Annotated in this window: 18 protein-coding genes; 9 read left to right on the top strand and 9 right to left on the bottom strand. The window is 56.0% G+C overall.

Annotated features, from left to right (window positions below; translation table 11 throughout):
• Positions 1-283: 283 nt before the first annotated feature.
• Complete coding sequence (locus tag ShzoTeo12_RS27050; RefSeq protein ID WP_318914464.1) at positions 284-640, bottom strand: hypothetical protein; 357 nt, start codon at positions 638-640, stop codon at positions 284-286.
• 535 nt (positions 641-1,175) lie between these two features.
• On the opposite strand from ShzoTeo12_RS27050, the gene ShzoTeo12_RS27045 reads away from it, so the two are divergent.
• A complete protein-coding gene (locus ShzoTeo12_RS27045; protein ID WP_318914463.1) occupies positions 1,176-1,460 on the top strand; it encodes a hypothetical protein in 285 nt (94 codons plus the stop codon).
• A gap of 107 nt (positions 1,461-1,567) precedes the next feature.
• On the opposite strand, the gene ShzoTeo12_RS27040 is transcribed toward ShzoTeo12_RS27045, so the two are convergent.
• Positions 1,568-1,705 carry a hypothetical protein gene (locus ShzoTeo12_RS27040; RefSeq protein ID WP_318914462.1) on the bottom strand — a complete coding sequence of 46 codons (138 nt, stop codon included), beginning with the start codon at positions 1,703-1,705 and terminating at the stop codon, positions 1,568-1,570.
• A 418-nt stretch (positions 1,706-2,123) separates the two neighbouring features.
• Here ShzoTeo12_RS27040 and ShzoTeo12_RS27035 point away from each other — a divergent pair, with 418 nt between their 5' ends.
• Positions 2,124-2,369 (top strand): hypothetical protein, encoded by a 246-nt coding sequence (locus ShzoTeo12_RS27035; RefSeq protein WP_318914461.1) that lies wholly within the window; start codon positions 2,124-2,126, stop codon positions 2,367-2,369.
• Positions 2,370-2,592: 223 nt separating this feature from the next.
• On the opposite strand, the gene ShzoTeo12_RS27030 is transcribed toward ShzoTeo12_RS27035, so the two are convergent.
• The 4 genes from ShzoTeo12_RS27030 to ShzoTeo12_RS27015 all read right to left on the bottom strand — a co-directional run bounded on the left by ShzoTeo12_RS27030 (position 2,593) and on the right by ShzoTeo12_RS27015 (position 7,297).
• On the bottom strand, positions 2,593-3,303 hold the full coding sequence (locus tag ShzoTeo12_RS27030; RefSeq protein ID WP_318914460.1) for a hypothetical protein: 711 nt from the start codon (positions 3,301-3,303) through the stop codon (positions 2,593-2,595).
• Positions 3,304-3,313: 10 nt separating this feature from the next.
• The gene (locus ShzoTeo12_RS27025; RefSeq protein ID WP_318914459.1) at positions 3,314-3,574 is read right to left on the bottom strand and encodes a hypothetical protein; all 261 of its coding nucleotides are present in this window, start codon (positions 3,572-3,574) and stop codon (positions 3,314-3,316) included.
• Between the two features lie 2,059 nt (positions 3,575-5,633).
• Complete coding sequence (locus tag ShzoTeo12_RS27020; protein WP_318914458.1) at positions 5,634-5,813, bottom strand: hypothetical protein; 180 nt, start codon at positions 5,811-5,813, stop codon at positions 5,634-5,636.
• A 1,298-nt stretch (positions 5,814-7,111) separates the two neighbouring features.
• Positions 7,112-7,297, bottom strand: a complete 186-nt coding sequence (locus ShzoTeo12_RS27015; protein ID WP_318914457.1) for a hypothetical protein — start codon at positions 7,295-7,297, stop codon at positions 7,112-7,114.
• 396 nt (positions 7,298-7,693) lie between these two features.
• Between ShzoTeo12_RS27015 and ShzoTeo12_RS27010 the strand changes: the two genes are divergently transcribed.
• The 3 genes from ShzoTeo12_RS27010 to ShzoTeo12_RS27000 all read left to right on the top strand — a co-directional run bounded on the left by ShzoTeo12_RS27010 (position 7,694) and on the right by ShzoTeo12_RS27000 (position 10,138).
• The gene (locus ShzoTeo12_RS27010) at positions 7,694-7,957 is read left to right on the top strand and encodes a hypothetical protein (RefSeq protein WP_318914456.1); all 264 of its coding nucleotides are present in this window, start codon (positions 7,694-7,696) and stop codon (positions 7,955-7,957) included.
• A gap of 1,381 nt (positions 7,958-9,338) precedes the next feature.
• Positions 9,339-9,554, top strand: a complete 216-nt coding sequence (locus tag ShzoTeo12_RS27005; protein ID WP_318914455.1) for a hypothetical protein — start codon at positions 9,339-9,341, stop codon at positions 9,552-9,554.
• Between the two features lie 149 nt (positions 9,555-9,703).
• A complete protein-coding gene (locus tag ShzoTeo12_RS27000; protein ID WP_318914454.1) occupies positions 9,704-10,138 on the top strand; it encodes a hypothetical protein in 435 nt (144 codons plus the stop codon).
• A 2,770-nt stretch (positions 10,139-12,908) separates the two neighbouring features.
• Here ShzoTeo12_RS27000 and ShzoTeo12_RS26995 read toward each other — a convergent pair.
• On the bottom strand, positions 12,909-13,232 hold the full coding sequence (locus ShzoTeo12_RS26995) for a hypothetical protein (protein ID WP_318914453.1): 324 nt from the start codon (positions 13,230-13,232) through the stop codon (positions 12,909-12,911).
• Between the two features lie 1,060 nt (positions 13,233-14,292).
• Here ShzoTeo12_RS26995 and ShzoTeo12_RS26990 point away from each other — a divergent pair.
• Positions 14,293-14,619, top strand: a complete 327-nt coding sequence (locus ShzoTeo12_RS26990) for a hypothetical protein (protein ID WP_318914452.1) — start codon at positions 14,293-14,295, stop codon at positions 14,617-14,619.
• Positions 14,620-15,780: 1,161 nt separating this feature from the next.
• Here the strand turns inward: ShzoTeo12_RS26990 and ShzoTeo12_RS26985 are convergent.
• Both ShzoTeo12_RS26985 and ShzoTeo12_RS26980 read right to left on the bottom strand, forming a co-directional pair.
• Positions 15,781-16,263, bottom strand: a complete 483-nt coding sequence (locus ShzoTeo12_RS26985) for a hypothetical protein (RefSeq protein ID WP_318914451.1) — start codon at positions 16,261-16,263, stop codon at positions 15,781-15,783.
• 2,724 nt (positions 16,264-18,987) lie between these two features.
• Positions 18,988-19,143 (bottom strand): hypothetical protein, encoded by a 156-nt coding sequence (locus ShzoTeo12_RS26980; protein ID WP_318914450.1) that lies wholly within the window; start codon positions 19,141-19,143, stop codon positions 18,988-18,990.
• 1,762 nt (positions 19,144-20,905) lie between these two features.
• Between ShzoTeo12_RS26980 and ShzoTeo12_RS26975 the strand changes: the two genes are divergently transcribed.
• The 3 genes from ShzoTeo12_RS26975 to ShzoTeo12_RS26965 all read left to right on the top strand — a co-directional run bounded on the left by ShzoTeo12_RS26975 (position 20,906) and on the right by ShzoTeo12_RS26965 (position 22,566).
• Positions 20,906-21,328, top strand: a complete 423-nt coding sequence (locus ShzoTeo12_RS26975) for a hypothetical protein (RefSeq protein ID WP_318914449.1) — start codon at positions 20,906-20,908, stop codon at positions 21,326-21,328.
• Between the two features lie 563 nt (positions 21,329-21,891).
• Entirely contained in the window at positions 21,892-22,299 is a 408-nt protein-coding gene (locus tag ShzoTeo12_RS26970; RefSeq protein WP_318914448.1) for an AAA family ATPase, read from the top strand.
• Between the two features lie 57 nt (positions 22,300-22,356).
• On the top strand, positions 22,357-22,566 hold the full coding sequence (locus ShzoTeo12_RS26965) for a hypothetical protein (RefSeq protein WP_318914447.1): 210 nt from the start codon (positions 22,357-22,359) through the stop codon (positions 22,564-22,566).
• Positions 22,567-22,779: the final 213 nt, after the last annotated feature.

Here is a 22,779-nt window from a genome sequence, read left to right as displayed (position 1 = left end):
GGTACGCCGCATACTGCGGAGAGATAAGGCCCTTTCTTCCAGCGCCGAGACAACTTTCCGGTGGATTGCGCGAATTTATGGGAGCGAACCTTTTCCAAGATAAAGTCTTTATCGCCAACATTGTGTATCTGGTGACCGATCTCGTGAATCAGGCACCGGGCCGCGTCGGCACAATGTGAATTGCGTGAAGTTGAATATCTTCGTTGGCTCGATAAAGCGTTGCCGATCCACGGTCCAAGCCACCGGCCCGGCCCATATCAGGGGCAAAGAAAACTTCACGGTTTCATCGCCGAAAAGGCGATCTCTCGGCATTCCAAAGGTTTCCCGCCGCTGCCGACAGCGCTTGAGTACGTGCCTTGGCGTCAGTGGCAAGATCGAGCGACAATCCCTGTTGGACGGTAAAGGTCGGGCCGAGATCGGGCGCACCCTTCGGCTGGAATTCCCGCTCCATCATAGGCACGATAACCAATCCGTTCGCCCGCAGCTCCACGAGCCGCCCGCGCAGCGATGAGGCAAGATCAACCTCCGCAAGACCGGTGGCATTGATAACCGAAACCTCGCGCGCAATGGCTTCCACCATTGCCTTGATTGACGTGTCGGCCGCGATCTGCGCCTCGCGCCCACCCGCATCCCATTCCATCAGGCTATCGAGCTTCTCTTGCCATCCATGCCGACCGGTAGAGACAGCTAGCAGAACCGTTCCCCATGTCTCGGCCGCGCGTAAAGGACCAACCTGGCTACTAAGCGGTCATAAACCCCGAACGCGTCCCCCTCAAATGGCAGTTGCTTGGCAGCGGCTCTTGCACCCATCACCGCATATGCATGCTGGATTGAACGGTTTATATGCTGCAAGAGGGGAACCGGCGCGTCGGCCGCAAAAGCGTTCAGCACCGCATCAGACCTCGCGGGAGGATCGAGCGCGCGTTCGTTGGCGCCCGTGCTGTAACGCTCAGTGCCCCCATAATGCGCCCCTTGTCAAAGAATGCCCAGCCGGGTCACGACATCATTTAGCGAGCGCACATCGTTCATATGCTCATAGATCGGTTAAGCGGCCATCGTTACCGCTCTGATCATCGCCCATCTCGTATGCCTTCTCAACAGCCGCAGGGCTAGGCTTATGCGCTAGCTCCAATCGGAGAAGATAGCGGCCCCCGCTCTGCCTCAAGGAAAGCGAGATGCCGGGGCCGAAATCGAACCACTTTTTCGCGTTCTGGTCCATCTCTCCTCACCTTTCATCGAAGCTGAACGGGTTGATCCCAAATCCTATGTCGCTAACGCGCCCGACCAATTCCCTGCTCGTTTATGACGCCTGCCGGGGCAAACTTCGTTCCATCGTGCTTGACGAGGCAACATTTATCGAACTTCAGCTTCTCGCCGTTCTTGTCCTGTGCCTGCAACAAGGCACACGCCTCCATCTGAATCTCACCGGCCTTTTGCCGAAGGCCAGAGTGACCCGATAACCTGGCTGCACTGCCCCTTCGGTTTCGGGGCTATAACGAAAAGCCAGAGTCCCGAATCCGGCCCATCACCTTTGAACCAAAGGACGCTGCGGCCGGGAGGAATAGCGTCACAGCCAATTCGCGCAATACTCGCCGATTGGCATGCCGCCCGGCTCACCATCGATGAACGCCTCTTTTTCCGCTGCATATGCAGCATTCTTGAGGGTGATGTTCAGTGAGGGACTCAACTGGACAGCCTTTTTCACCTGCGGCGAAGCCTCTTGCTTCGGCGTGGCGGCAACAGAAGGCTGCTCGAACGACGTTTCGCGCTCCGATCGCTCGAATTCCCGATCTCATCCTCATCCGAGAACCCGACCTGATCTTCGCCTGCTTCTCGATCATTGCAGCGCTCGGAGCATCGTCGTCATCTTCCACACTCGAATACGCATCAACCGTCATAGTCGCTCTCCGCATTGATCCGCTCGATGCAAGTCGCTCGTCAGCCAGCCTCTCCACGGCTTCCTGAATTCGCTTGGCGGCATAGAGCATCTTCGGCATTCGGCTGATCCGACCTAACGCCTCATTGATCGCCGCCTTCATCCTGTCTGGATTGAGCGCACATCAGATTTGCGTCAGCCTCTTCGTGCTTCGCCGCCGTTGCCAGCTCTGAAACGTAGATGTCCCGTGCAGCCGAGGGGCGCGAGGGATCATCACCTCATAGGTAATTTCGATGTCGCCATCGCCGACCTCGAAATCCTGATCATCGAAATAGCCGCCGTTATCCGGGACAGCCACATCAACGTCTACTGTCGCTATCTCGTGGCTATCGTTGTGATCTGCGCGTTCGGCTGGCTTATTTCCTGTCAATTCGATCCCTGTGCCTCTAGCTGCGAGCATTCCTGCAACGACCGCGGCCTTGCGAGCCTCTGACCTGAATGGTAGGTGCGGAGGCGCATCGAAAGTGCCCGCAAGCGGTTAAGTTCGATCATCAGGCCACGCTCTGACTGCATCTGAAGAGCATTGGTCCATTTTTGATAGGCGGGACCACCGCCATAGTTGTCTATCAAGGCATCCATGGCCTGAAGGACGCTCCCCGCCCCATCTCCGTCCCCGCTGGCCTTATTCGACATCGCCGCGACCGCAGCCAACGAAACTAGCGCAGGCGAGCGCCAAGCCTCTGCCCGCGCGCACGCAGCATCGAGAATTCACCTCCAACAGTGCCTGTCTCATTACCCGTGGGCTTCTCCACCGCAAAACCAGCGAGCTGCTGGATTACTTTTCGCTTATCCTCTTCCGAGGCATTTACATCGAGCAACAACGAGGCGTCCGTCGAGCGCGGATCTCGCCGGTCAGCCGCCTGCTGCGCGACACTCGGAACAGATCCCGGCGATACGTCGATCTGCTTGTAAACACGCGAGGTTGAGCTACCGGTGCCATCAATAGCGCCCGTCACCTTCTGCAAAAACGCCACTTGGGCGCATGCATTGGGTCCTTGCCCTGTCTCATACGAGTAGTTTTCCTTGATCGCGACCAAACGCTCGCGCCGCATCTGCTCAGTTACGGTATTTGCGTAAGCCTCTTGGCTCTTCTTGGTGGCCTGCTGCAACCTTTGCCCTTCGCCGGAAGTTTGCCGGTTGAGCACCTTGAGCGCTGCGAGGACCTGTTCCAGCGTCTCGGAGCCAGCTTTGGCGACATCATTTTCCAAAATCTGCGTTTCTTGGATCAGATGCTTTTCGACTTGCTCGTGGGTGGCAATCCATCCAGTGCTAATCGCACACCATGCCGCAGCGGCCGAATTAGCGCCAAGCAGCATGCTACCGCCGAGAACAACTGAACCGAGAACAAAACGCTTATGCTTTTTCATCGGACAGCTCCTATTGAAGACCGGCGCGGCGCTGGCCAGCGCCTACAGAGACAACGCCCTCGTTGCCGTTGAACACAGCTCGGTTAACCCGAGACAGGGCATAGGAAGACAGCGCCAGTTCCGTTCTCGCATTGTCTTTGACCTGAAAAGCCATCAGAGCGATGTTTGCGGCTTCAATCCGAACAGCGTCGAGCAGCGTGGCCTCCAGCGGCTTGTCGGCGCTGGCCTGCCCCATTCCCATCGTCCACCCGTCCAAGGCCAGCTTCGCCACCCGGCTCATTTTCGGCAGCGATGGACGACAAACCACCACCGAACGACGAACATCGTTCCTGCTCCTTTTCGAAGGTCCTGCAAATCGCCGCCACACAAGCCGGCTTGTTTCAATCGCCGCAACGCCGAATTGCAGCCGCCGCCGAGCTGTTGCCGCTGAATTCGGCATCAGCCGCGACGCGCCAATGACGCCCGGTTTCGGGGGACCATATTAAATAGGCCCGGTACGATAGACGCGGCGGCCATTGCGCGTTTGCAGCATAGAAAGACTGGCTTTGTCTGCAAACGGCAGCCGCGACGCCATGCGCCTTTCGCATCGGCCTTGATAACGCCTACCTGCAACATTTGCGCGCTTCAGCAGATTTCACGGTAGAGGTTTGCTGAGGATTTTCGTCAGATTCAGCGCTGCCAACAGAAGCTGGCGTTGGCGCATCTTCTTCCAGATGAGCAACGTCTTCGATTCGTATCTGTGCCGTCACAGCAGGCTGGCTGTAGCGCCCGCTGGATTACATGTCAACAGCTGTCACGGCAAACGCCAGGGGCAGCGAGACGCAGCGACGCCTTTCGAAATGGTCATTGCATATCGGCTGCCACGACCCACGTCACAGAACGGGACGCGCCGCGCTACGGGCATTCCACGATCCCAGACGACTTCAGCATTGTGGGCGTTCGTGGGGCGAGGACATCATCAAGTCCGTCACTGCCAGCGCCGCCATAATTTCTATTCACGAGAAACGGCGCTGCATTCTCGAATTTCAGTTGAACGGTCGATTGGCGCAGTGTCGGGCTGGCCGCACGCCTCCTGATCGTCCGATCCTCGCCGAGTCCTCTTATGTCGCGGCCGCAGCTTCTTCTGCCGCTGCTCAGGTATTTCGATCAGACGACCGGTTTCGGAATATCGACACCGACCTGCATCCACAACAGCGCAGGACGTCCACCTGACCAGTTCCGCTTATTTGATGTCGCCCTTGCGCAGTCCTCGCTTCACTGCCGTTCGATTCTGATCACGCGTTGCGTTTGGATGCTGGTTGAGACTTGCCGGTCAACCGCCTTCAGGCCAGCCATGAGCGCCGGAAATTAGTCGCCCATTCCATGATCGAGCTGGCAGCGCCTACCGCCGTGCCAGCGAAGCGCAATCACCAGTGTAATAAGCGTTTTCGCAGGATATCCCCTTTACCGCTGAGCTTCCGAACGGTGCCGTTGCGTTTCCGGTATTGCCGGTGTTCCATTAATTGCGCCACGCAGCCCGCACGGCAGGGTAGGTCATGACCGGCTGGCGTCGTCAGGCCGGTGCTCATTGACGCCAGCGAAGTCATACTTCCGACGTCAGGAATACCGGAGTTTCAGCTCTGCACAGCATCTTCGAACCGCCGGGGCAGCTCATTCATCTGTCCTCCCATCGAACTGGTACATATTGTTGTTGATCTTCTCATCCGCAGCCAGGGCAAACTTGCCGCTGAGCTTGATCAAACCATTGATCAATCATCCGCCGTTCCCGCCTGAAGGTCAGGCCTGAGAGATCGAGGGCCCGCTGGTTGGCCCCGTTAAAAAAACTCGAGCCATCCACTTTCGCCGGACGGAGAAGCGCCATTCGTCTCTGAACCGCATCGGCCGCTTGAGATCCAAAGAACCACCCGCACTTGAGCGGAGCGCTGGTGAGCCGCAATGTCGCCGAACCAACGTCGCCTGCCACGCATGTCCGTCCCCCGCCAGTTCTTCCGTTTATGCGCCAGGCCAGTACTCAAATTTCGACGGCCGCCGCGAGATGATCGGTACGCCGGTAAGTGGCTGACCGCGAAGGTTCGGTCGAGGACGGCAATTTTCAGCGGATTTACCGCCAGCTACCGCATCGGGGTTTGCGTTCTGGCACTCGCTCGACCTCTGAATTTTCACTGTGAAAAAAAAAGATTTACGACACGGCAATATTAACCCTTCTTCGCAGGCAGGCAATCCGGCAGAGTTGAATAAGAACGCCTGTCGGCGGAAAAAACGCTAAATACGATTTTGACGATTGGGTTGAGCATCAGATATTTTTCGAGCAGAACTTCGGAGGCAGAAGGTCAGGGGGTGACGCCCGTCGACGCTCTGACGCCAAAAATAATGAGGTTTGCCGGAATGCCACCGGCTGTCGAATGCTTCTGCGCGGTTAACCAGATCATGCGATCTTTAAAAAAATAAGATCTGATTTCCGTTGGTTTGTTCCCCGCAGCGGGAAACCGGGCGGTCAGACGGTCCTGCATGGCATGCCCACCTATTCACGACCTTACCGGGTTGTTGAGCGCCGTATACTCGATCTAACGTTTCAACCAAAAAATTTCAGATGAGCTGCTCGACTGACATCGGTTGCACCGCCTTTTTAGCTATTGTCGCAATGGAAATCACGCCGCGCCCGCGCGCAGGGTACGATCGTATACGTTTTATACGGCACGAGGAGCTGCATGTATCTCGGCTACGTTTGCCCCGCTCTTCGAGCTTCGCTGAGAACCAACCCGCACTGACGTATTCTTCGCGCACGCCGTTCCTCCAAGGTAAGCTCACCGGATGGCCAGGTGTTCTGACGCTGGCACAAGCTAAGCCCGCCGAGAGTTCCGCTCGGCTCACCGCGCCAGTAGACAGACCCACCAAACTCATCATCCGCCGCGCGTGCGCACCGACATTGCGCTGGATGCAACAAACGGTTTAGGGACCACGTATTTCTCCCTGACGCGCCAGATAATTGCCGCCGAGGTTGGCACGTCGTCAGCACTCATCTCTCCTCTTGCCGGGGCCGAAAACGCCGAAAAAAGACAAAAGACTTCAGACTTCGCCCCGAAGCGACCCACCTCTAGGAGAACGGCGCTCGGCAGCAAGCCCTTTTCATCTTAGTTTCGACCCGACGGGAGACCGTCTGCCCGGTATTCTGGGGTTACTTATCCCTGACTGACGCCCAAAATTACCGAAACCCCGACACAGTATAACGCCGGGTAACTCATTCTACACGGCTGCACCGACGTGGCCTTCTGAGCGCAATTTCCGTTTTTTGCCCCAAATGCCGACTGACGTTTCACGGGAGACCAACCTCATATTTTTGAGCCGATCATCCCATCAAGGGACTTACCGCCCGCCGCAGCGCATATCGCGGTGGCTACGTCCGACGCCGAGGAGCTGCCACTGTCGAGCCGCGCATCACGCAACGTGCCAGACCCACCTGTTGTGCGCATCCTGGATACCTTGTCGCGCCGACGTTCTGGCTTTACGATTACGCCGAAATCTTCGTCCCTTTCGCTGAGTGACGCGGCACTCCGCTATTCTGGGTCCGAAAGCCCGACCTTCGGATCGATGCGCTGGAGTGAAGTGTCGTGAGTTCTCGAAAGGCGCCGACAGCCATCGGTATTGATCGCCCCCTTGCTGCCGCAGGCTTCGATTTACCATGCATCCTGCAGCCGAGGTCAGATCGCGAACATGATCAATCGTAACCTGCAGCCACCGTGGACCATCTCAGGAGCATGTCACAGGCGATGTGGTTTCGGGCCTGCTGTCGTCGTCTGCTGATATCCCGTCATTCCTGTAATGCTTTCATGAAGCCGACACGGCTTGCCACGCTCGATGTCAATTGCTCGAGCACCCTGTTCATCGCGCCTGAAGGTGGCGCCGCTTCGTCCGTATCGCCCATCGCGAGTATTCTGGCGGGCAAAAAGGCCGCCCGCATATCGCCCGCCCCGCACATTCTGAACAGGGCCATCATCGTCTCTGACCGCCATCTCCAAGAACGGCTTCCGCCCCACCATCGGGGGAGTTTCGCCATTCGAGCGAAATAGACCACATGGGCGAAGGCGAGGCCAATCCCGTCATCGTCCAGACGCGCACTTGAACGCCCATATCTTCGTGACGCCCCTTAACCGTCGCTTCGGTGTTCTTCGCGCAACGCATAGACAGATTATCGGCATATCGATCAGGCTCTCGCCGGGTACCGATCCGCAATGCTCTCCATTCGCCAAGCATTCAGGGGCCGGACGGTACCGATCTCTATCGGTGTGACCTGTCCCGTCGAGCATCGACGGCGGCATTGAACACGTCGAAGCTTGCAGCCTGAGCATTTCGGGGTAACCGCCGATGATACGCCGGGTCGAATGAGCAGGAAATGAGCAGGGCATCGAGCTTTTCCGCTTCCCTTTCAGCATCGCGTCCATTGATTATCTCCAAAATTCTGTCAATCGGTGTTCTGTCGCCCAAGGCTGCGCAATTTCGTCAGAGCGGTTCATCACACGGTCGAAAATCGATCAGAGAAACGAATTTCGACACTGGCGCGAATTTCAACAGCCGCTCAATCCTCGCGGCCAAGGGTTTGATCGATCATCCAGCCCCGCTACCGCGTCTCAACAGTTGCGCCACATCGATTGTTTGATTGTTCCCTGTAGTCGTTTGTTGAGCGCAAGGGGACGTCTGGATACGCCGATACCGCGCCGTCACTTCATCAGCGATTACTCTTCACCTGCGCCCGCCAGTCATATCCGCAGCCGCAGAGGATTTTCGCCGAGGCGTCCAGCAAGGCTTCACGCGCATCTGAAAGGTGTCCAGCCGCCCACGTGCTGCATGCGATCGGCCCAGCTTCAGAATACTTCGTCTGGATATCGGATTCCGCCATCGAGCGTGACGGCAATATCCGGGTTAATCTTTGAGATTGCGGCCGACAATTGCTCCCCACTGTTGAGAGGTCGGTCGTTGACTGGTGGCCGTAGAGCGTGTTTAACCGTCTGCGCTGAGCTGGCCAGCCCCAGGGGCACCGCAGGTCGACACGATGCCTGATATGCGGCCGTCCATCGCCCTGTCACATCGCCCTGCCTGCGCCTGATCACCTGCTGCCGCACGCCCAGACCACTTGGTGCGATCGCCTGCGCCAGCGGCCGACTGGTTCAGGACGACACGACGCTACTGGAATCCGAAACAACATCGCGCTTAAAGCGGCTTCGGGCCGGGCGCTAATAAATCCGCCCCTTGTCTCGGCTAACGTCATAAGGAACGGCCCGTGATTTCTCCCATGATAACCCGTGCTTTTCGAGCGCCACGGCGGTCGTCGATCACGGTCATCGACAAAGGCGAAAGTCGGCCGCATCCATCGCGACGAATAGCCAGCCAATCTTCGTGAGGCCTGTGAAGGCGACCAGACCGCCCCGAATAAGCTTCAACGGTCAGCAATCGGTGAGGTGGGCTTCAGGAGGACATATCGACCCCTTCGAGCGATGCCTGCACAGTCGGCATCACCCAGAGGCCATCATCCTCAATGGCTCGCGAATGAAACGCGCACACGTGTCGCCAGGTTGGCGACCGCCACCAGAGGCCTTTGCCCGGCGACGAGGTCTCCAAGACCCAGAAAACCCAGCGTCAGGGTAGCCCGGACAGATGGAAATCGGGAGGCTGGTGATTGATAGAGCACTGTATTAATTCCGGCATCTCGTCGGCATGCCAGTTCGCTGTCGATGCTGAGACCACCTGACCTGGTATGAGGGCAACTCGGACATCTTGTGCGCGAAAGATCGATCTTCGACCTTTCGCGAACTCGGATCATCTATCTTTACGGCGAGCGACTAGTACCACGCGCGTCAAGCCCTCCCGACCGCGCCATCTCAGAAAGCGCTCCGCCAGCGGCTCTTCGATCAGCTCACCAGTTGCGGGCATCCCGACAGCGCATAGCGCAGAATCCCGCGCAAATTCAACCGCGCACGTCCCCGGCATATGTGCAACGGAATACCTGCCGCTTTGACGCCCTCGTCATCGAGAGCGACTCGATGGCGCTGTCCATGACGCGCCCTGCTTCGTCCCGGCCAAGCCACTCCATGATCGCCGCAGTTCGCGCGCCGAGCCAGAATACGACCGACAAGATCATGTTCATCGACGGGATCAATCGTCCACGTTTGGCAGACGATGATGCCGAAAACCTCCATGTCGCCGCTCCCCACCGGCCAAGGATCGATGCACCTTTCATTGCCGATCGATGGGCCTGACAACCGCGGCAGCTTACTGGTTGAGCTACCGCGGCCAGATCGCGCGCTACAAAATAACGAGGTGACATCGGCGAAGAACAACACGGGTCGATCCCTTTGAAAGATTGCCGGCCGCCCGATCTCCGACAATGGATTCTGTCGCCAGCGCCATGAAGCGCAAGCTCCACATCATCGACCTGCTACATGCAGTCTTCCACCAAGTCGCCATACGTCTGCAACAGGCCATTCCACAACGGCGAACGTGCCCAGCTCCGCGAGGGCAGCGCGACCGTTCGCCAGCGCTGAATCTGGATCAGGCCACCAACAAGGAGTGCGGACTTCACAATGCGATCTGGAACGGGATCACCGTCAACCGTCATGACCAGCACATCAGCGCCGTCCTCCAAGTTCAGCCACTGACCGCCTCGAACACTCGGTTCCTCGACACCCGGATACCGACCGGGGACCAGAGCGCCGGCACACACCGTTGGGCGTTTCATCTCGAGCGTCGTCGCCGGGGAGCTACGAACGTCCCAGCAACCCGGGTGTCGAGCGCCGAGCCATGGTCTCGTCCACAACGCGGCACGTTCCACGCCATCGGCTGATCAGTGGTATGGCGCTCATCGGGATTTTTCGCTCAGCGGAGAAAGGGCTTCGCCGGGGGCCAAGGGCGCGACGATCACAGGAACCAGCGGATCTCGATACTTCTCGTCGGTGAGCATGGCAGCGCCAGCACCTCGAAGGCGACAGATAGCTGAGCAGCGTGCCGCCTCGCTGCTCGCCCATCACCACCCGTGCAACCAGAACGAGCGATCCGTCACCAACGGCCCGCCATAACACTGATGGTCAAGGCGCGAGATGGAGAGCGTGCGGCCTCTCATCAGCCACATTCTGCCTGATCCGTCGGGCTCACAGAACGGTGTCAAACGCCATTCAAACTTCACCTCACCACTTCGAAAAGTTTGCGGCCCGATATTTACAAATCGAAGCGCCCGCCCTTCGCTCTGTCACGCCTTCTGCGCGTGCCTGTCCAGCCTGGCTTCCCATATGTGTCGGCGCCGCCGCAGTGCCGAGCGCCGCTGTTCGTTTCCGTCAACTCTTCTCGCGGACGCGCAACAGAATCTGCGATTGCGCCGAGATCGCAAGAGGCGTTATTGTTGCCGCAGGAACGGCTGCTCGCGCATTGTTCATGTAGACCCATTACCGGGCCTCCGGCGACCACGGAGCCATCTCCGGCCGCACGAGGTTTGCAGTTGACCATCGCGGCTTCACTTCGCGGCGAAAACGCCGGGCGAGGTATATCTTATCGACAACCAGCACCCAGTAAATCGGGCTATCGATCGATATCACTCCGCACGATAGCCGCGCCACAGCCGCGCCAGTTGCGACCGCGCGATCACGATGCTCCTTTTTCACGACCGTTGCTGAAGCGGTCGTATTGCAGTGGGCCCATTCGCTTGTTGACCGCCCCCGATGGTTTCAAATACCTTGAACCGGCGATCCGGCGCGGGCGACCATATCACCTACGCCGGCGCTCATGCACGCTTGACAAGAGCGCGCGGTCGGCAACATCGACGTTGAAAAGTCGAGGGAGCGTCGCAGCGCCGATCGGGACGCCGGGCGGTCTACGACGGCTTCGCCCCTCGTACCGTATTGAGAACGGGCACATTGCACATGATCGCAGCCGCCCCGGTTGCCCGCACATCATCGGTCGTCGCAACAAAGATCGCGCATGCACGCGGCTGATGCGGCTCCGGATGCCAATGACCGGGGAGGAACGGAAGGCATACTCTTAGCCGGGTCGCGTGACCGGCGAGGTAACGTGCGCGGCGGGCGACTTTGAGCGAAGAGAAGGCTTTTCTCCGTCGACAGCGTCCTTCATGCCTGCAGGCGTCGGTGTGACGCTGGCGTGGATTTGGCAGAATAAGCTGTAATTGACGTTGGTCGCGGCCGGACGTTCTAAGCCCGTTACCGCGAATTATCCATCGACTTCCAGGATTGGCACCGTCAGCAACCGACGTTCTCGACTTCACCACAGGGAACAGGTCCAGCGAACCAGCGCCGCGCTGTCCTTCGCTTCTGGACACCCGGTCGATGACGATCTGCGTTTCGAACGCGGCCGCAGCAATAAAGTGTCGCCGCTGAGTTGCTATCGAGCTGGCTACGTTTTCAGTGCGTCACCAGTTCGACAACTGGAACCGCACGTTATCTTCGAGGTCACCAGTTTGCGCCTGGCGTAGAACGTTGTTTGAGGCCTGCTCCTCTTCATTTTCTGTCGATCATGGTTCGACATAACGCCAGAATAACCGGTGACCGAACGTCGAAAGTCTTCTGACAGCGCGTTGAGCTCATCCTTGAGGAAGTGACAGTAACACGTTTGTTCGGTTTGCCGCATTGACATCGGAAAATTCGAGAGCGATACTGTACCGAGCCATTGCCTGAACTGATCGCCAGTTACGTTGCCTGCGCAACTGGCGATCACTGAAATGAGCCGGGTATTGTTGAGCAAGACATTTCGCCCGGCTCGCCTGGGATCGTCCTATCGGCGAATCCGATAATTTTCGATTCGGCAAAAGCGATCTCTCCACTACCACGATCATCAACACATTGCGGCCTCATTGGCGGCCTGCTCGCTGCGCTGGCATATGAGTTGGACGGGGTCAGCTCTTCGCCATTTTGAAGTTGAGTGCCCTAACGGACGCCAAGCACAAACGGTTTCGTCATTACCCGAGAGCGACCGTTGCCGAGGGTGGCAGGCATTTTACAAATTTCTTAAAGCACGCCTGGCCATGCTCTTCCAACCACAGTCACTGTCTGACAGACCCCGCCACCACTGCGAAAGTCAACAGACAGCAATCAGTTCGATTGTCAAGCTGACTCAGCGTCACCGCCGAAATCACCGACGAGACGGACATGCCGAGTTCAGCAGCGTGTTATCGACAATTCGATAATGCATCTCGTCGGTGGCCTCGTACCGAATGTGGCGACCACCTGACCGTAAGGCAGTAGCCTCGCGCCTATCGCGGCTTTTGAAAAACGCACGAACCGCCAGCATCCCGATTACTATTTTCCCGATGCCAACCTGAGTGCCCCGTTAATGCAGAGCGGCCTTCCAGCCACAGCGCTTCGACAAAAATCTGGAATTCTGCGTGCGCCATCGCCACCAAGAAGCGCAAGGCGGCATCCGATCCGATCTTTGAGGCCGCGCGCCTGACGATCACATGCCAGACATCGAACGGGTTGGGACATTAATCGGGTAGCCATCGCAAATCGCACTGACAACGCGTTACTGCGAGATCGTGAACCAGTACGTTGATCCGGCGCTCAAACCTTGCGCTCCACCTGGAACAGTTCTCAATGAATTTACCGCCGATGTCACGAGCGTATGGCCTTACGGGACGTGCAGATGGGGACGACCCAAAATGACGATGAACGGCCAGCGGAGGGGTAGTTTGTGAACTGCCACACCATCTCGTCGCGATCCCTGGAGTTGTCACTGAACCATGAAGCCTTAAAACCCCATTGATCGGCTCGCCTGTCTGTGTCATCCATCACCGAGCGGGCACTTACCCGCTCTTCATCAGCCATTCCGATCTCCTGGCGAACTGGTTGCATGAAATTGCAGCGGATTTTACCGATATAGAAGCGGGAATGTTGCCCCGCCGTCATCGCCGCGAGTACAGTGATCGAGGCGGGCATCCCGGCACTTCAGTCAGCGGCAAGCCCACCATATGAAGAAGCAGCCGCAAGCTTTATGCCGTATTGGCGCCTGCGAGGATAAAAAGGCAGCACGGAATGGACGACACGAAAATGCCGGAACAGCACGGGCCTGATCCAGAGCGCGGCCTTACCTGCGTCCTCGTTGTCTCGCCAGAAACTGCGATGCATCTGCGACCGCGCGACCCGTCTCATCGCCGCCGGGTATACCGCCCGCCAAGTTCACGGTAGAGCTGTAGTGACCCAAAACCAGAAGTGCGAGGACCTGTTCGGGCGCAGCCTTCCGACTCTTTGTCTCGATCCCCGGCATCATCACGACGGCGCGAACGCATCCCGTCTCACCGCACCTTTCGGCCGCAACGTTCCCGCCCACGCGCTGAAAACGCCCTACGAGGAATGAGCGACGACCCAGCACCCGGCCAGCATCTACCGGCGCCGCCATACCGTAGCGCTTGAGCGCCGTATTGCAGTTCTTCCGAGGATACTGATTTTTTTAAACTGTTCCGCGACAGTCGTTCATCGGCCAGCTGATCCGCGATTACGAGGTCGTAGAAAGGCACGAGAGCCACTTTCGTAGTCCCCACGCGCGTCGTCATTGAGTACCATCTCGGCGACTTTGCATTCCTCACCAGTGTCTGGCCGATGATCATAGAGTTGCCGCCACCGCTGAATGCTTGGCTCACGCGGAAATTCCGCCACCGTTGACGTTGCGTCGTGCGTTTGAGTGAACCGTACCGCGTGCTGGTCTCTTTGGGCGGCCATTGATAGTCGCTGCTCGCCAACCGCGATAACGGCACGCGGCGCATCAAGCTCTTCAATCCCCATCTTCAAAAACTGAATGCGCCGGGATTTCTGATTGCGCATTACGCAGTGGTGAGACCGAATTGAATCAACGTGAATCCACAGTTGCTCAAGCGTAACGATACCGTTTCAATGGGCGCCTCTTCCATCATCGTCGAAGAAGCCCTGCAGGGTGCCTTCCCGACCCGGTCGGGCCAGACAAAATTACAGACCCCATCTCGTAAAACGATCCTGCGCGATAATGTCTCTGATCGTCTCGAACGGCGGGCGGGGAATGAGCGCGTTGAACATTTGCCCCCAGCGAGGCCTGAAGCGCAGCGGTCACAGCCCGCTCGAAACGGCTCGCCCATACCACGCGATCCCCGAAAATCACGGCATTGACCGCGCCCCGGCCGCGTTCATTTTCGAGCCGCTGATGGCACCGCATGAAGTTCGTAAGGTCAAGGCCTGGGTCGTGAACAGCGAGCCGAGCCATCACATTGGGAGCGTCTGGAAAATGACACGCAGCGTGCGAGAGGATGCGCAACATCTCGCCAGTTCGTCAGCGACGGTGATCGCGCCTACCTGACATAACCTGCGCATACGCCGCCAATCCATCATTTGCCCTTCGCGATTGGCACCGGCACGTTGCGCATCGTCACATCAGCAGACTTCACAGGGACCGCCTGTCTTCGGCGACGATCTGACGTTTTACCCGCGAAGCGCTACGCGCGGCCGTCACGGGCTGACCTGAGAGCCTTTACTTCTGAGAAAGCGATATACGCCCGGGGGGGGGGGGGGGGGGGGGGGGGGATTTTTCACGCCGCATGCGCCGTTCGCATCTTCAAAATAGCCATCGGTTCGGCACTACTGACCGGCCCCTGCTGCTTTGCTGCGCTGTCCTCTTGAATGAGGACGTTAGTCGACATTCTTCAGGATCGGACTGCATGCAGTGCCACTGCGCTGTCACTCGCGCAGGAGTGACGATTTCAAACCTTCCAGCGTTAACTCAAGAATTCGAGGACTAACGCGGCTGCAGAGCGCGATCGTTGATCATAGCGAGGAAAAGGATAGGTGCGTCCACCATTCGCCATCATCTTGAGGGAGGCGTTAATCCGCTGAGAGCCCGCGCATGGTGCCGGCAGCGCGAGCAGGGCCGACCATCTCTTTCGGGCGGGACCGAGACTGGCGGGGATCTCAGGTCCATCAGGTCAGGCGTTGACCACGCAACCGAGCGATCGACAACCACATCTCGACCCCGCCCCTTGGGTGCTTCGCAGCATCTGACCGGACGCAGGACAGACGCATTTCGGCCACATCCCCGCCGGTCACATGGCCATAGGCCTGATATGCCGACACCGACAAACGCCGACAAACGCCGGACAACTGCCGGATAACCGGGATAACCCATAGTGATTGCCAGACAAGCAAATCGTAAGGCCGGACAGGCAGTCACCTGATTGGATACACATCTGTACCGTACTGGCAGAGCTTGGCATGCGCTAGGGGAAATTTCGTCATCAATATTGCCGGTGCCAGTTCATGCTAAACCATCTCCTAGAAAATCAATCAAGGCAACACTCGGTGATCGCCCAGTCTTCAAATGCTCTTTCAAACTCGATCCGACCGCTATCGCTGCCGCACGTTTTCAACCGGTAGAGATGATAGCTTCTCTTCAATACAACAAATCATCCATTTGGACCACTCTGCTCTTCTCCCAACGACGAGCGCTTTTTGAGCAGCCCCCATACTATACTAATTGCCCGCACCTTGAAACACGTCCTTTTATCTCGATGAGGTTTCTTTCAGGACCGCCAGCCCCATAAATCGTTGATGCACCGTGGCGACCGATCTCAGCAATTAGAATTGGCCCAAACTCCCGCCACGCTTCGCGACGAGCTTGCGCAATATGCATAGTGATATCGCGCTTGCCTCGCTTGGCGTAGCAAACGCCGGTTTCGAATATCTCAGCGACCCCATTTACCGAGACGTTCAACCTCGTCTCAATGATCTCGCAGGTGCGCTTTTCAACGAACATGGCCGTCTCGATATCGACCTTACGAAACTCGACCTCATCGCCTTCAGCTCCATCAGAAACCAGTGCGATCCGCCACTCCTTTGAGCCAAAATCTACAACGGCAAAACGTCCCTTTTCCTCTTTGCCCCCACGAGGTGAAATCCCTGCAAATTGATCCAGCGAGAAATCAGCCAACACCGCTTCAGCCGAACCCATTACACCCAACTTTGAGACCAACAACGCGCTACCATTCGACAAGCGGCAGTTCGAAAGAGAAGAACGTAGATATGCCGCTTCATCGCTAGATGGGGCAACACCTGACCCGACCATTAGGACTGATGAGCCAGCTTCCAAGCGGTCATAAGCTGCGGCGATCACCGCCGATGAGTGAGTATTCGAGAGGGCCTTCGGCAACTCAGATTCAACGAAGCCTGTCCGATCTGAACGGTCCCCTACCCTGACAACCGCATCACCGTAAGTGACAACTTGGGGAGGCTTATCGCGAGGACCCGAGACGCGAGTCCCCAATCCTAGACGTGTGGAAACTGAACCAGACGTGTCCCACCGGGAACCGTCGCCATAGCCTTGACCGGAACCGAACCGACGGCGCAATTTCGAGCGGTTACTGCCATGCTAATATTTATGAATTTGGAGCAGCCGCTGTGTTTACGTCAGCAGAGGCCGAGACCCGTGAGCCATGGTGGTAGCGTTGTTCTCCAGCGTCCGCTTTACATAGGCGTCAGTTGGCTCATTTGATGTTGTCTGGCAATCGGCGAGAGTGGCGGCGACAACAATCACAGCAATTGACTTTCCAAGCATGTTCACAACCTTCTACAAATCAAATTCAATGTCCTTTTATGCCAGCTAGAGGATGAAATGAAAAGCACCAATTCGCTTGATGCCGAGGCCATCGGGAAGCCATCACCTGATAGCACGTGATATCACTTGATGGCAGGGATATGCTGCAATACATCTGATGATATCAGTGGTCCGTAAACGTAGGGGATGTTGTTTTGCCATCATTGAGAACGGAGAAGGCATATCGAAGGGCTGCGACCTGTTGGAATGCAGAACTGGCTCGTTGTGGTTTGGAGCCGACCCCGAGAATTATGTGGTGGTCGCCACGGCAGATGATCCTTATCTAACTGATGCGAGTTGCGCGCTTCATCAGAGCGGCGATAAAGTGGTGGATTACAAGCGAGATTGGTCATGAGGAAGCTGAGCGATTTACGCGCCTTTTTCGTGAGAAAAAGCTGCCGTAAAGCCGAAGCTAAAGCTGCCAAAAGGCGTTGGGCCACAGTTAGAACAGGATTTGATCCATGTCCTTCGAAATGGAAATCGTGGACGCTTCCAGCTTCTTGCCGCAGATATGATTGAAGTTTGGTATCGCAACAGGCTTGAGACCGGTTGAATGGAAGGATGCAAGCCTTGTTGATGATGTCTTGACAGTTCCGAACGCAAAGTATCGGCCGGGCGTTTCGGTAATGGTGAGAAAAGAGAGTTATTCCTGCTAGATGACGTGATTACGTTCGAGCAGCGTTCGGCCATTGATAGGGTTATTACTGCCTTGAATGGCGTTGAGTGGGATGACATTGGAACGCATAGCCGCCGCGCCCTACGTGAGCAAAGGCAGAACTAAGAAAGATGAAACTGATCACTCCCAAGGAGATGAAAACGCGAATTTACGCCAGACACCAGTTTGCAGCTAACGCGAAAATACATTGGATTATCAAGGTGGCGAGGTTGCGGCAGCTATGGGACAGCGCACCTGCACACACATCCTACGGAAACCGTAGGAAAGGGCGTGTTGTCTCCCGGTTAAACCGTCCGCTGTAAGCGTTGAGAATGTCGATAAAAGGTCTCTTGCTGTTGGCCGGTTCAATTGCTAAAGCCGTTAATCAGTCCGTGAATATTGCTCAACCGAAAGCTTCTGATAATGGCGCTTCCAACCAGACTACGAATAATGAAATGAGCACGGCGCGCAACACCCTCACAGACATCGGGGTTCAAACCATAAATCAAGCCGTCTCGTATTGCATTATTTGCTGTCTTTGATAACTTCTGGCTCTATTTTTGTGAGGCTTAGATGACGACAAAACGCGTTAGGTCGGAACGGGATGATAATCTCAGCTACGACGCGAAGAAGGCAAAAGAGATTTTTGCACGCAAGCTTGCTGACGATGCAGGTGGGCGCAGCAATCACAGATGAAGCGCGATGCTGATTTGATATTGACCCTCCTTCGTGATGGAGAGGTCAAAGGGGCCAGAATGTCTGTTTTCACAGCTACGTTCCAAGACCTCAGCATCTCTCGTGAAGTGCGGGTGCTCGATGCCGGGCTGCGATCAAATTTTTGAAGGATGAAGGTTCATCCCAATGAAGACAAACATCCGGTATATTCTCTCAGCGAGTAGAATGAGGTGTGATGCGCGACCTGGCTGAAGTTTCGATGATTGATCATTTTCCGCGTGGCGGCATGGATCGCCGGGGCGCAGCCAACGCCAACGATGGCGCTGTTCATCGTGCGCCTAAGCGCGCCAGCTTCCTGCCGACCGCCTTACGGTGCCCGCTAAGGGGGTTTTGATCCGTATTCCAGTTTCAATCGATATGTTCGATGACTGTGCTATTCGTGACAAGCATCTACCACAACTGACCTGAAGTTTCTATTGCTGTTGACGAGCAGGGCGCGCGGCGCGTCTGAATGGGGCGTCTTTCAGGCGAACAATGAGGCGTGTTCGCGATGATCAACGTGATCATAAGCCGCTTGGTAGACTGTTTATTGTCGGGAGAATTAACCGGGTGTCATCGATCCCGGTTTGCAATACGAGTACATTTGATCTGGTAAGGCTGTGATCCGATTTGATCGCTCCCGTCACCTACGGCGCAATTTGGGAGCGCGGTTCCCGCTCGCGATCTGCTTCATGAGCGGTTCGGTAAGGTGATTATTTCTCAATTAGCGTCAAGGTTTCATAATCGATGAGCAGCCGAGTGCTTCCATCGGCGGCAATCTTGGCGTTGTCCATCATGAAGATCAGCATTTCGCCGACAGACAAGATTTTTTCTGAAGTTTTCGTGATGCGGTCGCGTGGCAGACGCATGGAGGAATTATCTATCGTCGGTCACGTCATCGTCTGAATGAAACGGGCGTAGTCAACGAGGACCCTGTTTGATCCATCTGATGCCGGTGATGTTCATCAGGTAAAGGTCGCCTGTTGGAAGCCGGTGGAGTTTTTTAAAGTCTCGTCTCAAAGCCGCCTCTTCTCGGGGAAGGCGCAACGTATGCATGTCAATGATGGGGCGTTCGGCTATCGCCCCGCCCGATCCAGCTTTCGATGCTCTTCGCGGAGCCATTATCTCCCCTTCCCCAACCTATGTCGCCGCATCTGGAGCGGACGCTTAATGTTACAATCAATACCGCGCAATGGAAAGTGATATCCTGCGAATGATTAAGATATGGGATGTCGAAATCTACGACGCATTTCATTAAATCAGATCATTGCGCGCTGTGCATCTATAATGCTACCAACCGTTAGCACGCGCATGATAGCGATGTAAGGCGATATGAGGTGATAGCACGATATCATGCGGTGTACGCCGTGGTAATATGGCGGTCTTGATATCAGCGTTCACGATCTGATTACTCTGTCCTGAGCGATAATAGGGAGCGTACACCCATGCCTGACGTTTCAGAAATGGCTTATAAGCCAACGAGCCTGCCCGTCGCTGCATGGGAAGCCTTGCCCTTCGCATTTTCAATGGATGTCGCAGAATCGCTGGCTCACCCTGCAATAAAAAGCCCTTTAGGCTATGGGTTCTTCAGACGGCGCTCGGGGCGGCTATACATTCACAGTATCTGGGTGATCTTTCTGTATCAACGGAATTCCTAACGGAGACGGCGATTGGTGCTCTTTTCCTTGTCCGGTGATGTCTTGTGCTTGTAATTGGTAACAACGGCGAGCGGTTGAGGCTTACTGTCCCGGCAGATCAGTTGGATCGGGTCGAGTTATTCGAGGAATGGTTCCCGCACATCCAGCTTCAGTGAACCACAACAAGTAGCGAGCTGGTCTAACAATGAAAATCTTCCGACGCCGCAAGGTGGCTCAGACTACCGATGCTGATGATACGCCCCCGGTTGCAGATAAGAGGGGCTTTTTGCGTTGGCCCGGCAGGGTGATCCCCCGCCCTATTAAAGATTCACCGCAACGCGTTGAAGATGACGGTCTCGGCCTTCAGCGCTGATCGACCTGATTGTCCTGACTGCAAGCGTGAAGGCCGTAGCGGCGTTCTGTGCCGATTTCGGACGGCCCGCTAGACGATGCTCCGATCCAGATTGCGGACTGGGAGATTACATTACGTGAGCTTGCGGACATCAATGGGCCTGTCGTCCATTATGCTCCCGAGGCTCGTAGAGCCTATTTTATTAGATCGGCGACCATTCTGTTTGTGATTGCTTGCGCGGTTTTGTCAGCCGCAGTGCTTTATAGCGGCTGTCGGATCGGGCCTAATGATGTTTGCGGCCTTTCGCTTTCGATGCCGCTTTTCATGGGCTGCTTTCGCTATGCGCTACCGCGCTTGGCAGGTCGCTGAGAACCGATTTTATGAGGAAAAGCTCCACTTGGGGAGTTCATACAAGCAGAATTAGCAAATATATTTAAAAAACAATCCTAAATGGAACAATAATAAGGTGGGGGTAGAGAAATAATAAAATGCGAAAGGATAACGCTGTACACGAGGGCACCAGCCATTTTATTTAATTGTGACAATCTGACAAATCACTAAGCTTTGATTGTCACGGCATACCTACAGGAGTCTAGTCCCGACAATGAGAAATGAAGTTCTGCCGCGTGGGGAGGTGTACCAATGACGCGGAAGACGCAGAAGCGCGGTAGCCATCGTCCCACTGAGAGGCGATTGCGAACGCGTTTACGAGCAGTCATCGAGAAGCAGCGTGAGTACATCGGTGAGTTGTCGGAGCTTATGCGTCAGGAGCAGTCATTGATTGCCGAGCTGGACCATACCCGCCTCGTGCAGATGAACTCCAAAATTTCGATACCGCCGCCCGGCGCAAGCGCACGACACGCTCACTCAGTACATCGTCAAGCTCACTCAGCTCTTCGAGATTACACCAAAGATTTTCTCACCGTGATCGATGAACTGGATGACCTCGACAGCCGCCCTCGCCTTCTGCCCGTGAGAGATGTCGATACCGCGACTACCAGCGATCACATCACCAGCTTGCTTGATGGCTCCCAGTTTCAGATCGCGCAGTCTCGTCGGCTATGAGATTACGGCCGACGATTATCGCAGGCTGTTTGGCCGCCAGATGAATATTTGCTTTGGACCAAGAAGGTCCAAGACACGCGGCGTGGCGTCGTCCTGAAACATCGGGTGTGGGATAAGAGGCGCGTTAGCAAAGGCCACGACGATGATGAAGGCTGAAAACGGCCACAGAGCTTCGTAGGAGGCGTTTCGCCCCTCTGACGTTAGTTTCCATTGAACCTCGCATTTCGCTCTGTACGGGCAAATGCGGGGTTTGTTTTTTCCTGGCTGTTAGTAGTTTCGCAGCCTTGATAGATCGCCCCGTCACCTACGGCGCAATGTGGGAGCGCGGTTCCCGCTCGCGATCAGGCTGCGTGCATTAGAACGCAGAACGCAATGCGTTCATGCACGTGCAAGCAAAAGAACGCGCAAGAACGCAACAGCAAGCGAAAGAACGAGACCGCACGCGAACGCTTGCAAAAGCTGTTTACAGAACGTTAAAGATTGATAATGTATATGAAAGATACCGAACGCATTTGAATGAGTTTGCGTGCGTGCTCACGCTACAATCCAAAAGGAGCGCTTATATGCCCGTTATTGCAGCATTTAATTCGAAAGGTGGATCAACCAAAAGCACGGCCCTGCTCGTGCTGGCGGATCTGTTGGCACGACAGAATGCCTCAGTGACGGTTATCGATACTGACCCTCAGCGATCGATCGCTAACTGGCGTGAGCAGGCGACGACATCGACCATTGAAGTCATTGAGCAGACATCGAGCACCGGCATTCACAAAGCTATCAAAGATGCCTCAGCCAAGAGCGCGTTTGTGTTCGTTGATATGGCGGGTTTCACGTCCGATATGAGAACCCCTGTCGTGAGCAGGGCCGATCTCATGATTATCCCGATGCAGCCTAGTCCAGAAGACGCACGAAAAGCCGCAGACCTTCGCATTGATTACGAGCGACGAAGAGACGCTAGGTCGGACGGTCGATAAGCGAATTCTCTGGTCGAGGACTGTACGAATATGATTTCGCGCGTGGAGCGCAAAATCATGGCTGAAATTCAAGGGAACGATGTGCCTTCCTTCACAACCCACCTCCACGAGCGGTCTGCTTACAAGGCCATGATGCTGGAAGGCGTTCCACTCGCAGAGCTAAATCGCGACGAGTACAACGGTGTCGATAAGGCGATAACAAATGCCGACCTTTCTCGCGGCCGAGCTATCGAATACATCATCAACAAGCAGGAGAAAGCCGCATGAGCAGCAAAACCTTCCGGATTTGGGAACCGTCATATCGATCCAAACCCGGCCGATGTGAAACAAGCTTAGCCTTGCTGCCAGCATGAAGCCGACCCTGTAAGCGACGATCTGCCGACCGCCAAGGAAGTCGAGCGAATTGTAGAAACGCAGGAAGGTACGATCCGACAGCAGCCGCTCAAGATCGCCAGCAAGCGCAAAAGCAAAGGGATCGTT

Source organism: Shinella zoogloeoides (assembly GCF_033705735.1).
Taxonomy (GTDB): Bacteria; Pseudomonadota; Alphaproteobacteria; order Rhizobiales; family Rhizobiaceae; genus Shinella; species Shinella zoogloeoides_A.
This window is presented reverse-complemented; position numbering and strand designations above follow the sequence as displayed.

Coding starts and splice junctions, on each gene's coding strand:
- ShzoTeo12_RS27000 (WP_318914454.1), top strand. CDS start 9,704: ATGAAGCGCAAGCTCCACATCATCGACCTGCTACATGCAGTCTTCCAC.
- ShzoTeo12_RS26990 (WP_318914452.1), top strand. CDS start 14,293: ATGTCTCTGATCGTCTCGAACGGCGGGCGGGGAATGAGCGCGTTGAAC.
- ShzoTeo12_RS26970 (WP_318914448.1), top strand. CDS start 21,892: ATGCCCGTTATTGCAGCATTTAATTCGAAAGGTGGATCAACCAAAAGC.
- ShzoTeo12_RS27050 (WP_318914464.1), bottom strand. CDS start 640: ATGGAATGGGATGCGGGTGGGCGCGAGGCGCAGATCGCGGCCGACACG.
- ShzoTeo12_RS27045 (WP_318914463.1), top strand. CDS start 1,176: ATGCCGGGGCCGAAATCGAACCACTTTTTCGCGTTCTGGTCCATCTCT.
- ShzoTeo12_RS26980 (WP_318914450.1), bottom strand. CDS start 19,143: ATGCGTCTGCCACGCGACCGCATCACGAAAACTTCAGAAAAAATCTTG.
- ShzoTeo12_RS27030 (WP_318914460.1), bottom strand. CDS start 3,303: ATGAAAAAGCATAAGCGTTTTGTTCTCGGTTCAGTTGTTCTCGGCGGT.
- ShzoTeo12_RS27010 (WP_318914456.1), top strand. CDS start 7,694: ATGAGCAGGGCATCGAGCTTTTCCGCTTCCCTTTCAGCATCGCGTCCA.
- ShzoTeo12_RS27020 (WP_318914458.1), bottom strand. CDS start 5,813: ATGCAGGACCGTCTGACCGCCCGGTTTCCCGCTGCGGGGAACAAACCA.
- ShzoTeo12_RS26995 (WP_318914453.1), bottom strand. CDS start 13,232: ATGCCCGCCTCGATCACTGTACTCGCGGCGATGACGGCGGGGCAACAT.
- ShzoTeo12_RS27005 (WP_318914455.1), top strand. CDS start 9,339: ATGGCGCTGTCCATGACGCGCCCTGCTTCGTCCCGGCCAAGCCACTCC.
- ShzoTeo12_RS26975 (WP_318914449.1), top strand. CDS start 20,906: ATGACGCGGAAGACGCAGAAGCGCGGTAGCCATCGTCCCACTGAGAGG.
- ShzoTeo12_RS26965 (WP_318914447.1), top strand. CDS start 22,357: ATGGCTGAAATTCAAGGGAACGATGTGCCTTCCTTCACAACCCACCTC.
- ShzoTeo12_RS26985 (WP_318914451.1), bottom strand. CDS start 16,263: ATGGGTTCGGCTGAAGCGGTGTTGGCTGATTTCTCGCTGGATCAATTT.
- ShzoTeo12_RS27015 (WP_318914457.1), bottom strand. CDS start 7,297: ATGATGGCCCTGTTCAGAATGTGCGGGGCGGGCGATATGCGGGCGGCC.